The organism is Cobetia crustatorum, from assembly GCF_000591415.1.
In the GTDB taxonomy this organism is placed as follows: domain Bacteria; phylum Pseudomonadota; class Gammaproteobacteria; order Pseudomonadales; family Halomonadaceae; genus Cobetia; species Cobetia crustatorum.
Map to the genome: position 1 here is coordinate 1 of NZ_JEMF01000026.1, position 12,887 is coordinate 12,887.

A 12,887-nucleotide genomic window follows, 5' to 3' on the forward strand; every position below is an offset into this window, starting at 1 on the left:
GTTTCTGTAGACAGGGCTATTCATGACCTGAATCCGGCTACTCAACATTTCGATTGTCTCGTTGCCAAGTGTCTCTCTACTGTTAGGATGCATCTCCTGTCTTCACCCCGCCGCCATCTCTTGGTGCGGTAGATTCGAAGATAGCTACAAGAACAACCAAACAATACAAGCAAAGGGAAGCTCATGACCCGTCAGAATGCCTTCCAGTCCCTCTTCCAAAAGAAGACCCTGTGCGCGCTGATCGGCAGCGCCACACTGGCCATGACGGCTCCGGCCATGGCCGAAGATGTCACTCTGCGTATGGCCTACGACGCTGATCCGGTTACGCTCGATATTCACGAGCAGCTCTCCGGCGGGACCCTGCAGCTGTCGCACATGGTGTATGACCCGCTGATTCGCTGGAACAAGGAGCTTGGTTTCGATGGTCGCCTGGCCAAGAGCTGGGAGCGTGTTGACGACAACACCATGCGCTTCCATCTGCGCGAAGGCGTCAAGTTCCACTCCGGCAATGATTTCACCGCCAAGGATGTGGTCTGGACCGTGGAACGCCTGAAGAAGAGTGCCGACTTCAAAGCCATCTTCGCACCATTCAGTGAAGTGAAGGCCGTTGATGACTACACGGTAGAGCTTGTCACCGACAAGCCATTCCCGCTGGTCCTCAATGCTGCTACCTACATCTTCCCGATGGATAGCGAGTTCTATTCCGGTGACACTGACGACGGCCAGGCCAAGGATGAGATCGCCAAGCGTCCAATACCTTTGCTTCACGCAATGTGTCCGGCACCGGTCCTTATGTGGTGACCGATCGTCAGCAAGGCGTTCGTATCACTTTCGATCGCTTTGAGGACTACTGGGATACCGAATCTCCAGGTAATGTCGATGAGATCGTGCTGACGCCGATCAAGGAAAATGCCACCCGTGTCGCGGCCCTGCTGTCTGGCGACATGGACTTCATTGCTCCTGTACCGCCGACGGATCTTGAACGCATTCGCAAGCAGGATGGCGTTCACCTCGTCGAGATGGGCGGTACTCGCATCATCACTTTCCAGATGAATCAGGAGCGTGTTGAGGCCTTCAAGGACAAGCGTGTCCGTCAGGCCGTCAACTACGCCATCAACCAGGAAGGTATCGCTCAGAAGCTGATGAAAGGCTTCGCGACACCTGCCGCCCAGATGTCACCAGATGGCTATCAGGGACATAACCCGGAGCTCAAGCCGCGTTATGACGTGGCCAAGGCCAAGGAGTTGATGAAAGAAGCGGGCTACGAAGACGGCTTCAAAATCACCATGACGGCGCCCAACAACCGTTATGTAAACGATGCCAAGATTGCTCAGGCGGTCGCTTCGATGCTGGCCAAGATAGGCATCCAGGTTGATCTCAAGACGTTGCCGAAAGCGCAGTATTGGCCGGAATTCGATGCACGCTCAGCTGACATGATGATGATCGGTTGGCACTCGGATACTGAAGATAGCGCCAACTTCTTCGAATTCCTGACTTACTGCCCGGATGCAGACAGTGGCGTCGGCCAGTACAACTCCGGCAATTACTGCAACCCGGACGTCGACAAGATGGTGAATGATGCCAATCTGGAGACTGACACCGAGAAGCGCGCCAAGATGCTGCAGGCTGCCGAGAAGGCAGTCTACGACGATGCCGGCTTTGTCCCGCTGCATTGGCAGAACCTGGCCTGGGGTGCACGTGATGGCATCGAGATCGAACCGGTGCTCAACGTGATGAACTTCCCGTACTTGGGTGACCTGGTCATCGAGCAGGACTGATCATTCACTACTGAAAGCGCGATCGGTAAATAGCTCCCGCCTGCCCCGGCGGGAGCTCATGTGCTGACTCTGGCTACCGATACCAGTCGTGGCCACCAAGTCAAAACGATAAATACCCTCCTTTGTGATCCGCCCGCCATTGCCTCTCCGCAATGGGTTGGGGAGCCTTTGCTCCTCGTTGGGCCAGGTGAGCAGGTGGAGTCCCTGACACTCTGCGCAATGTGGCTTGTTGCGCGCTGGAACGTGATGTTCACGAGGAAGGTGGCGATCCATGATTGCCTTTCTGATCAAACGCCTGATGCACGCCGTACTGGTCATGTTCGTGATCAGCATCATCAGCTTCGCCATCCAGGACAATCTGGGTGATCCGCTGCGCGAAATGACCGGCCAAGCCGTGTCTGAAGCCCAGCGTGAGGTCATGCGCGATGAAATGGGCCTCAACGACCCTTTCATCACCCAATATCTACGTTTTGCCGGCAATGCTCTTCAGGGGGATCTCGGCACCTCGTACTTCTACAAACAACCGGCCACCGAGGTGATTCTCAGGCACCTGCCGGCGACGCTGGAGCTGGTGATGGCCTCGAGCCTGATCATCATTTTGCTGTCAGCCCCTATTGGCGTATTTGCTGCCATTCGGCCGCGCAATTGGCTGTCACGCCTGTTCATGGGAACTTCCATCATCGGGATCTCAGTACCGGTCTTCCTGACTGCTATTCTGCTGATTCAGGTATTTGCCATTGGGGTAACAGTTGACTGGTTCCCCAGCGATACCCAGTGGGGCAGCATCCTCAATGGCATGCTATCGACCGATGGTGGCATGCCCTCCTACGGTCGTGGTGAGCTGACGCATGTAGCGGGGAGCTGGAGCAGCGGCTTCTTTACCGCCGATGGCTTGTGGCATTTGGTACTGCCGGCGATTTCACTGGCTTCCATCATGTTGCCACTCTTCATCCGACTGATTCGCGCCGAGATGATGGAGGTCCTGCAATCGGACTACATCAAGTTCGCACGTGCCAAGGGCCTTGGTCTTGGACGCATCTACTTCTTGCACGCACTGAAGAACACCATGTTGCCGGTGATCACCGTCGGTGGTGTGCAGATCGGCACCATGGTGGCCTATACCATCCTGACCGAGACCGTCTTCCAGTGGCCAGGCATGGGATTGATGTTCCTTGAAGCCATCACACGCTCTGACATTCCGCTGATCGTGGCCTACTTGATGATGGTCGGCGTGATCTTCGTCGTCACCAATACTCTCGTCGACCTGATTTACGGTCTGGTCAATCCCACCGTCAAGCTTGCGGGGAAACCAGCATGAGCCAGACGACTCCTTCTGCGGCTACGGCCAGCGCGACAACACCCAAGACCAACTCCATCGTTGTGCCAGGACGCTGGCAGCGCTTCCGCGAGTCCTATCTGATCTACAGTTTCAAGCGTGACTGGATGGCGCAGGTCTGCTTGTTGATCTTCGTGGCCATGGTGATAGGCGCCTTTCTGGCCCCGTTGATCGCGCCGGCGGATCCTTATGATCTCGCCACCATCGACATCATGAATTCTGAGCTGCCACCGGTATGGATGGAAGGTAGCGATCCTGACTTTCTGTTGGGGACTGACTCCCAGGGCCGCGATCTGCTCTCCACCATCCTCTACGGCACACGCGTTTCCCTGTTGATCGGCTTTGGGGCCGTCATTCTGCAAGCGCTATTGGGCGTCACCTTCGGGTTGCTAGCGGGCTATATGGGCGGGCGTGTCGATGCCTTCCTGATGCGCATGGCAGATATCCAGCTGTCCTTCTCGACACTGATGGTGGCCATTGTGGTCGGTGCCATCATCAAGGCGACATTCGGTGGCGCAGTGTTCTCGGACTACGCATTGGTGCTGCTGATACTGATCATCGGGCTGGCGGAGTGGCCGCAGTACGCGCGTACCGTGCGCGCCTCGGTACTGGCGGAGAAGAGCAAGGAATATGTCGATGCCGCTCGTGTGATGGGTTTCCGCTCACGCCGCATCATGTTCCGTCATATCCTGCCCAATACGCTGTCGCCTATCTTCGTTATTTCCACCGTGCAGATCGCCAACGCGATCATCTCGGAGGCAGCACTGTCCTTCCTCGGCCTCGGCATGCCCGAAACTCAGCCGTCACTGGGCTCGTTGATCAAGTCTGGCTTTGACTACCTACAGTCAGGTAGTTGGTGGATCACGCTGATTCCCGGTGGTGTGCTGATTTTGCTGGTACTGGTCATCAACCTGCTGGGCGACTGGCTGCGTGATGTCATGAACCCCCGTCTCTACAAGGGCTGAAGCCACGAGGAACGCTGAAATGGCATTACTTGAAGTCAATAACCTCGATGTTCGCTTCGCCATGCGAGGCGGCGAAGTCTGCGCCCTGCGCGACGTCAGTTTTTCTTTGGAGCGCGGTGAGCGCTTGGGAATTGTGGGTGAATCGGGTGCTGGCAAGTCAGTGGCTGCCTTCACCATCCTCAACTTGATCGCCAAGCCGGGCTACATTGCGGGTGGCGAGATCAAGTTCGATGGCACTGTGCTCAACACCATGAAGCCCAAGGCGTTGCAGTCCATCCGCGGCAATCGGATCTCGATGATTTTCCAGGACCCGATGATGACACTCAATCCTGTGCTGACCATCGGCGCACAAATGATTGAGTGCCTGAAGGCTCACCGGCGCATTTCGACCAAGGATGCGCGCGCCATCGCCTTGCACAAACTCAATCAAGTCTTCATTCCGTCCCCGGAAAAGCGTCTTGATCAGTATCCGCATGAACTATCCGGCGGAATGCGCCAGCGCATCATCATCGCCATCGCACTACTGCTGGACCCTGACATCATTGTCGCCGATGAGCCGACTACCGCGCTGGACGTGACGATTCAGGCTGAAATCATGGAGTTGCTACTGTTGCTGTGTGAAAAGCACAACGTGGGACTGATCCTGATCACGCATGACCTTGGCGTTGTCAGTCAGGTCACTCAGCGCACGCTGGTGATGTATGCCGGACGCGTGATCGAGCAGGGGCCGACCCGCGAGATCATCAACGACGCTCAACATCCGTATACCCAGGGATTGATCAACGCCCTGCCCCAGATGGCGACGCCGGGTAGCCGCTTGAATCAGATTCGCGGTTCGATGCCAACACTGACCAAGATTCCGGCTGGCTGCGCCTTTAATCCGCGCTGCGACTTCGCCAGTGATATCTGTCTGCAAGAGGTGCCGAATTTTGTCGGCTCGGGTAACTGCAAAGTGGCGTGTCACATGGTGGATGCGATGGTCAAAGGTCAGCCCTGGACGCCAATCTTGACTGATAAACCCGTCACAAAGACAGTCCCTCTCCCGGAGGTGAACGCATGAGCCAGGCTATTCTCACTCCTGAGCAGAGACTCGCCACACACGACAGTGCGGCGCTTGGCGAGACATTGGTGGAAATCCGTGATCTCGAGAAGCGTTTTTCGCTGTCGGGTGACTTTCTGGAGCAACTGACCTTTGAAAAGGGTCGCCTGCGTCGTAAGCAGGAATACGTACATGCCATCAATGGTGTGACGCTTGACGTCAAGCGCGGTGAAGCACTGTGCGTGGTGGGGGAATCCGGCTGCGGAAAGTCCACGGTAGCGCGCACCGTAATGGGGTTGCTCAAGCCCAGCGGTGGCGAGGTGTGCTTCGACGGTACTCGCATTGACAATATGCCGCCGCGTGATCTGCTGCCGTATCGCCGCCGCATGCAGATGATCTTTCAGAACCCTTACGCTTCGCTGAATCCCCGCATGACGATTCAGCAGACACTGGAAGAGCCGCTACGTTTCCATCAGCCAACACTCAATAATGGTGAAATTCGCGACAAGATCGAAGACGTCATGCGCTCAGTCGGGATCGACCCCGACTGGGGCAAGCGCTACGCTCACGAGTTCTCGGGCGGTCAGCGCCAGCGTATTTCGATTGCACGTGCACTGGCGGTAGATCCTGAGTTCATCGTTGCCGACGAGCCCATTTCCGCACTCGATGTGTCGATTCAAGCTCAGGTGCTTAACCTGATGATGGAAGCGCAAGAACAGCGTGATCTAACGTATCTGTTCATCACTCACGATCTGGCGGTGGTAGAACACTTCGGGACTCGAGTCGCCGTCATGTATCTAGGCACGCTGTGCGAGCTGGCGGATACCCGCTCACTCTTCGCCCGCCCACGCCATCCCTATACCCAAGCACTGATGTCAGCCATCCCACGCTTGAATGATGATAAGGCCAATCACATCCGCCTTGAAGGCGAGGTGCCGACGCCGGTCAATCTGCCGCCAGGTGTGTATTCCATGGCCGCTGCCCACATGCCAATGATCGCTGTCGTATCGAGATTCCGCGCCTGATCACGACAGATACCGGTCAGGTGGCCTGTCATGCGGTAGAGGAAGGACGCATCGACTAAACGTGCCTCATGAACAGACGCAAAGCGATGTATGAGTGGGTTTGCATCTCGGACCCCGGGTAAGGCAACATCGTCACATTTCTGCCAATCTGACTAAATAGTCAGCTTCGGGCCTGTTCTGAGCGTATCAGTGACGTTCAAGATGGGCCCGAGCGTTAGTTGATAGCTGTATCCTGACATTGGGCGCGCGTTATCCGTAGAGATAGCCAGCCTGAGCTCCTGACAAAGCCTGTTTCCAGGCGTCGAGGCAACTTCTATACATGGAAATTCGCTGGCTGGAAGATTTCATCGTGCTGGCCAAGACCCGTCATTTCTCGCGGGCGGCCGAGGCGCAAAATGTCTCACAGCCCACCTTCTCCCAGCGGATAAAATTGCTGGAAGAAGATATGGGTACCACTCTTATCAATCGCCAGACCCTGCCCTTGTCGCTGACCCCTGCAGGTGACGAGTTTCTGCGTCTGTGCGAACAGATTACCGAGCGCGTGCGCACTACGCGTGAACGTTTGCAGGCGATGGCACAACAGCAGGCCAGCAAGATTTCCCTGGCAGCACCGCAGTCATTGATTTCACAGTTCCTGCCGCAGTGGCTTGATCAATATCAGCTACGTGACCAAGTACTGCCCTATCTACGTGCTACCGGTTGGCTGGCAGCGGATTACTTCCACGGCCTCGACCGGGGCGAATGTGATCTTGCCATGTGTTACTGGCCACAAGCCCGACTGGATCTCGGCTTCGAGCTGGAGCACTACCGCTACCTGATTCTGGGTGAAGAAGCTTTCATCCCGGTCTGCGCGCCGCACAGCATGGTGCGCCACGTTACGCGTTACCGGGCACGCGTCGCTCGCCTTTGCCGTTTATCAGCCCGCATCCACGTGCTGTAATCGCAGCCACACTCACGGCGCATCTTGCTCAGGTGCCGGTGCAAGCGCACTTGATTACCATGAATGAGAACATCCAGGCATCCAACATCAAGGAGTTGGTGCTGCAGGGCTATGGGATTGGCTGGCTGCCACTACGCCTGGCTGAGGCTAAGCTTGCCAGCGGCCAACTGGTGCGTGCCGGTGATGCCCGCTGGGATGTACCGATTCATATTCGTCTATATCGCCCACGTGAACCACGCCATGACAGCGTCAGTGAGCTATGGCAACACCTGGAAAGCTGCCTTGGCCCCGCGTCAATTGAGTAAGCCGTTATCCGGCGTCAACATCGACTCTATTATCGCCTGTGTTACGCGTTATCACCCCCTGTCAGCAGCCTGCCAGCTGTTGATCAGATCACGACCCGATGGGAATCAGCATGTCCGATATATATCTGAACGACCCCGTCCTCACGCATGCCGATGCGCAGCGTACTCATTTGACTGCGCTACAGCACCGTTATGAGTTAGCCATGCAACAGCATGCGCTGGATGCCATCGTGCTCCACAGCGGCAAGCCAAAGCGCCATTTCGCTGATGATCAGGACGCCACCTTCAAATCACATGCGCATTTCCTGCATTGGGTACCGATGGCCGGACTGAGCGATAGCTGGCTGGTCATTCGCCCCGGTGAGCGTCCGTTGTTGTATCTCTATGCTCCGGATGATTTCTGGCATCTATCTCCGACATTGCCAACGCCAGAGGCGGCGTCGTGGTCTGAAGCCTTCGAGATTGTTCATCTACGCAAGCCGACGCTGCCAGCACGTCCCAATGGCCGTATTGCGTTACTCGGTGAGATAGCGTTACTGCAGCCGGATGTCGTCGAAGCACTCAATGCTGAAGCCAATCCTGCCGCCCTACTGCGCCAGCTCGATGAAGGCCGTGTCTGCAAAAGTGAGTTCGAGATCGCGTGCCTTGAGGAAGCCAGTCTGCGCGCAGCGCGAGGGCACCTGGCAGCACGTCGTCGCTTTATGGATGGCGGTGCCGAACTGGATATTCAGCTCGCCTACCTTGGTGCCTCGCGCCAGCGTGAATCTGATGTGCCCTATGGCAATATTGTCGGCCTGAATGAACATGCCGCCGTACTGCACTATCAGCACTACGCGCTTCAAACACCGGTAACTCGTCATAGTTTACTGGTCGATGCTGGTGCCAGCGTGCATGGCTACGCTTCGGACATCACCCGCAGCTGGGCTGGCGATGATGCATTGCCGATCTATCGTGCTTTGGTGGAGGGCGTCGATGCCCTGCAGAAACGTCTGATCGCGGTGCTTGCGCCTGGCGTCGACTACGTGGCACTTCACCTCGAGATGCATCGTGAATTGGCTGAGCTATTACGCACGTTAGGGATCGTTTCACTATCGGCTGAAGCACAGGTCGAACAAGGCATCACCGCTGCATTCTGCCCGCACGGCCTGGGGCATCTACTCGGATTGCAGGTTCACGATGTGGCAGGGCGTATTCCTGATTTCATCAGCGGTGATATGCGTCATCCGCCTGCCGGCCATTCAATGTTACGTTTGACACGCAAACTTCAGGAAGGCATGGCTATTACCATCGAGCCGGGTTGCTACATCATTCCCATGCTGCTGGAGCCATTGCGCAATGATGCGCGCGGCAAGGCTATCGATTGGTCGCTCATCGAAGCGCTCGCTCCTCATGGCGGTGTACGCATCGAGGATAATCTGGTGATTACTGCGGACGGAGCGCACAACCTGACACGTGTGCCGGCGACAGGGCTTTAATCTCGGGTTTAGCCAGTTGATTGTCTGAAAGCCGCCTCGGTCCTGTATCGATGGCGGTTTTTTATCGTTTGTTTATCCTTACGTGCTTGGCATCAGGATGCTGCGCTGCAACTAGCGGTTGACGATGGATGATGAAATGATGCGAGTCGTCATCTGATATTGAAGGTCGTTGTGTTCGCTAATCGTCCTGCCTTCGGAGTCATTGCCATGCCACATTCCATCTTTACTGCCGAGTTCCGACCAGCGTTCGGTTTTGGCAATCGTCATGTTCAGACTTTGTTACCTAGATTCATGTCGCTTGCGCCACTTTCACGATGCACCGAAATCATCAATTTGCCTGACGGCGATTTTGTTGAGCTCGCCTGGATTACCAGCGACGGCGGCAGCCGACATGAACGCCAAACGCCACTGTCGGGTGATGCACCATTGTTTGTGTTGTTCCATGGCCTGGAAGGCGACTTGAAATCGCCTTACGCACGGGACTTGCTTAACGCGGCGGCCAAGCTGGGTTGGCGCCCGGTGATGATGCACTTCAGAGGTTGTGGTCAATCTCCCAATCGCTTGCCCCGTGCATACCATAGTGGCGACACAGCTGATGCTTATTGGGTACTGGGTGAGCTGGGCCGACGTTATCCGCATGCCCTCAAGGTCGCCTGCGGTGTCTCACTGGGGGCTAACATGCTGCTCAAGCTGGTAGCCGAGCAAGGTGGAGATGGTCTGGATCTGGCCGGTGCAATTGCCATTAGTGCCCCACTGGATCTCGCTGCCAGTGCCGATGTGCTCAATCAGGGATTTTCACGTGTCTATCAGCGCCATTTGCTCAAGGGGTTGAAGGCAAAGGTAGCGGCGAAATTGGCCAATGGCTCTCTTCCGGTCTCAATTGGTGCGCACCAATTGAACCAGCTCAACAGCTTCTGGGCCTACGACAATGAAGTTACTGCGCCATTGCATGGATTCTCTTCAGCCAGCGATTACTATGCACGATCGTCTGCGGGACGCTTACTCAGTGAAATAGAACTGCCTACCCTAGTGTTGCAGTCTCTGGATGATCCCTTCATGCCACGTGATCTGTTCTCCCGCTTTAGTCAGCCTTCGGAAGCGGTACGCATAGAATTGAGCGACCGTGGTGGCCATGTTGGCTTCATCGAGTGGCGTCGTGGTCGCCTTTCTTCGTGGCTGGCAAGACGTGTGGCACGACAACTCGCGGATTGGAGTGGGTTGCCAAAACCGCAAGCCGTTTCCGAGGCTCAAAGCGAAGCTCATTGACCGAAGCATGCGATATGCTTCATTGAATCGTGAAGTGCCCTGTTGTGATAGCGCGCTCAAAGCTAGTGAGCTTCCCTTCCCTATATCAGTCGACGATCACAAGAAGATAATTTTATTTTTATATTTTATTAAAGATAACGGTATACAAATTGATGTGAGGTAAGTCACTGTCGTGACCCACGGAGAATGATAGACTGCACGCCCGATTCAACCGCTAAAGACTTGATAATGAACCTTATTTTTCGTTTGGTGCTTGGTATTGTTGTCGGCATCATGCTTGGCCAGTGGGCACCTGACTCACTGATTCGCGCCCTCCTCACCTTCAAGGTGCTGTTCGGTGAGCTATTGGAATACTCCATCCCACTGATTATCCTATTCTTTATCATGAGCGGGATTGCCCGGTTAGAACGCTCATCCGGCCGTTTACTGGTACTCACCATCGCCTTGGCCTATGCCTCCACCACGCTTGCGGGCCTCATGTCAGCGATCGTAGGAGTGGAGTTGGTACCGCATATTGTGCATCACGGCCAGCTACCTGCCAGTCAAATTGTCGTCTTGCTTCCCTACTTTACGCTAGATATCCCCCCGCTGACGGACGTCAGTACCGCCTTGGTCACGGCGTTTCTGTTCGGAATAGGGATATCTGCAACGGCACATGAAGGCATGCGCAATTTGGCAGATGGTGGTCGCGATATCGTCGAATGGTTCATTGCCAAGGCACTCATCCCTGCCCTACCGTTCTACATCGCGGGGTTGTTCTGTGAAATGACCGTAGCGGGCACAGTAGCCAATACCTTGAAAAGCTTCGGTATGATTTTAGTCTTGGCGTTGGCGCTGCATTGGTTATGGCTGACGCTACTTTATGTCACCAGTGGCATGAGTACCGGTCGTGCACCGGTACAGGCGTTACGCCATATGCTACCCGCTTACTTCACGGCGGCTGGCACCATGTCGTCTGCCGCCACGATTCCAGTGACGGTTCGTCAGTGTCGGATGAACCATATATCGCCTTCCGTAGCGAGTTTTGCCATCCCGTTACTCGCAACCATCCACATGTGTGGCAGCGCAATTACGCTCACCATCTGCGCGATAGGCGTCATGCTGGTAACGCCCGGTTTGGCTGCCCCTGATGTCATCACACTGCTACCTTTCATTGCGGCACTGGGAGTCACCATCATTGCCGCGCCGGGATCGCCCGGCGGCGCTGCCATGACCTCCGTCGGTGTGCTCCAGACGCTACTGGGATTTGATGCAGCGGCAGTGGGTCTCATGATGGCGCTTTATCTGGCACAGGACAGCTTCGGAACGGCCTGCAACGTAGCGGGTGATGGTGCACTGGTCCAGTGGATCGACCGTTTCGCCGAGGCCGAACAGGACAGGCAGCGCTATCGCTGAACTTTCCCTATTCACTCAATGCCGCCAATTCGACGCCATAAAAAATGATCTATGCCCACTCCAGCCTAGCCCTCCAGAGGGCAGAACCATAGATAGGACATAGGGTTAAACATGGTGTTGATGCTTTGCAGGCTAGGGGTCACGTCCTCAGCCTGTTCCAACACTTCTGTATCTAATCCACCTGCCGGCATTTCCATGGTTAAATAAGAACAAAAGAGAGATAGAGGACAAGAAGATATGACTAGAGTAAGCAGTGCAATTCCATGGGGACCTATTCGTTCGACGCTGACTGAGAAATTCAGTTTCGGTGACATTAAGCAACTCGTCGGTTATGGCGATTTGGATATGTCGCAACTTGCGCATCTCGAACAAAAATCTAAGGGCGGTACATCGAAGTCTCAGCTTCTCAGTGAGATAGATAAGCAGGTCGGAATGATGGCCGGAAATAATCGCAGCGTATTTGCGTCGATCTGCTGCGAAGAAATGATGCGTCGTAAACCGGAAGTGATTGATGAATTATCTCGGGTACTATCCAGAGTAGGTTGGAAGTTTTCTGGCACTACGCTCATCCCCATTGAGGTTTTCGATGTATCGGAACTTATCGACATTCCTGACGAGGCGCATACGGATATCCAGAAATCAGCAAGCCGACTCCGCGATGGTGACTTGAGCGGAGCACTTTCGGCAGCCTGCGGTGCCCTGGATACCGTGACCAGTGACATTTATAGTCGATATGATCTGGGTGATGCTGGAAAGGCGTCGTTCCAGGAGCGCATCAAGAAATCGATTGAAGCCTTACAGGTAAAAGATAATTTGATACGTGAATTGACTGAAATAGGATGGCTAGAATCTGATTACAAGCCACTATCCGCAAACCTTGAGGGTTCACTGAACCAAGCAGCGTTTATAATGCAAAAGTTACGCTCTGACATGGGCGATGTACATGGGACAAAGCCCGTCATTAGCGCACTGGTTTATGACTCTATCAAGTGGACATCCTTACTGCTCAGGATCTTGGCGATCCGTTAAAAGGCGTGAACGAGGCTGGAGTCATAGTAAAATAAAAAAGCCCCTGACATTCGCAAAATATGCAATGTCAGGGGCTTTTCGTTCTGGTGATGCGAAGGGCTTCAATGACTAACGCTTGATCAGCAACATCGATACGCGTAGACGCTTTACCCGATCGGGCAGCTGATACCGGTGCCTTTCGGAATCTGTCAACATAGTTGGCACATGAAGTGGTTCTGGCTTTTTAAAATCCTACTGCCTGCGGTGCCGGATCCCGCTCCGGATTCAGATGCACTATCTCCGGCAGATCGAGTTTCCGGATGTCGCCTGACCACCGCTCCGGGTGACGCTGCTT

General features: G+C 55.0%; 9 protein-coding genes and 2 pseudogenes. All 11 read left to right on the plus strand.

Going from position 1 to position 12,887, the window contains the following annotated elements:
• Window positions 1-261: 261 nt before the first annotated feature.
• The 11 genes and pseudogenes from BF12_RS19165 (at window position 262) to BF12_RS0107545 (ending at window position 12,553) form a co-directional block, all read left to right on the plus strand.
• A pseudogene (locus BF12_RS19165) lies at window positions 262-1,778 on the plus strand (ABC transporter substrate-binding protein).
• A 271-nt stretch (window positions 1,779-2,049) separates the two neighbouring features.
• Window positions 2,050-3,096: an ABC transporter permease gene (locus BF12_RS0107505; RefSeq protein ID WP_024951745.1), complete on the plus strand. Its 1,047-nt coding sequence runs from the start codon at window positions 2,050-2,052 to the stop codon at window positions 3,094-3,096.
• A complete protein-coding gene (locus tag BF12_RS0107510) occupies window positions 3,093-4,079 on the plus strand; it encodes an ABC transporter permease (RefSeq protein WP_024951746.1) in 987 nt (328 codons plus the stop codon). The genes BF12_RS0107505 and BF12_RS0107510 overlap by 4 nt, the downstream gene beginning before the upstream one ends.
• 19 nt (window positions 4,080-4,098) lie before the next feature.
• Window positions 4,099-5,139, plus strand: coding sequence for an ABC transporter ATP-binding protein (locus tag BF12_RS0107515; protein ID WP_024951747.1), 1,041 nt, complete (start codon window positions 4,099-4,101; stop codon window positions 5,137-5,139).
• A pseudogene (locus tag BF12_RS19170) lies at window positions 5,136-6,202 on the plus strand (ABC transporter ATP-binding protein). The gene BF12_RS0107515 and the pseudogene BF12_RS19170 overlap by 4 nt, the downstream one beginning before the upstream one ends.
• A 260-nt stretch (window positions 6,203-6,462) precedes the next feature.
• Complete coding sequence (locus tag BF12_RS19175; RefSeq protein ID WP_248623639.1) at window positions 6,463-7,083, plus strand: LysR family transcriptional regulator; 621 nt, start codon at window positions 6,463-6,465, stop codon at window positions 7,081-7,083.
• 32 nt (window positions 7,084-7,115) lie between these two features.
• Window positions 7,116-7,388: a LysR substrate-binding domain-containing protein gene (locus tag BF12_RS22740; protein WP_345917372.1), complete on the plus strand. Its 273-nt coding sequence runs from the start codon at window positions 7,116-7,118 to the stop codon at window positions 7,386-7,388.
• 110 nt (window positions 7,389-7,498) lie between these two features.
• Window positions 7,499-8,863 carry a Xaa-Pro dipeptidase gene (pepQ, locus tag BF12_RS0107530; protein ID WP_051510816.1) on the plus strand — a complete coding sequence of 455 codons (1,365 nt, stop codon included), beginning with the start codon at window positions 7,499-7,501 and terminating at the stop codon, window positions 8,861-8,863.
• Between the two features lie 207 nt (window positions 8,864-9,070).
• Window positions 9,071-10,129: a hydrolase gene (locus BF12_RS0107535; protein ID WP_024951749.1), complete on the plus strand. Its 1,059-nt coding sequence runs from the start codon at window positions 9,071-9,073 to the stop codon at window positions 10,127-10,129.
• A 228-nt stretch (window positions 10,130-10,357) separates the two neighbouring features.
• Window positions 10,358-11,524, plus strand: a complete 1,167-nt coding sequence (locus tag BF12_RS0107540) for a dicarboxylate/amino acid:cation symporter (RefSeq protein WP_024951750.1) — start codon at window positions 10,358-10,360, stop codon at window positions 11,522-11,524.
• A gap of 237 nt (window positions 11,525-11,761) precedes the next feature.
• On the plus strand, window positions 11,762-12,553 hold the full coding sequence (locus tag BF12_RS0107545; protein ID WP_024951751.1) for a hypothetical protein: 792 nt from the start codon (window positions 11,762-11,764) through the stop codon (window positions 12,551-12,553).
• Window positions 12,554-12,887: the final 334 nt, after the last annotated feature.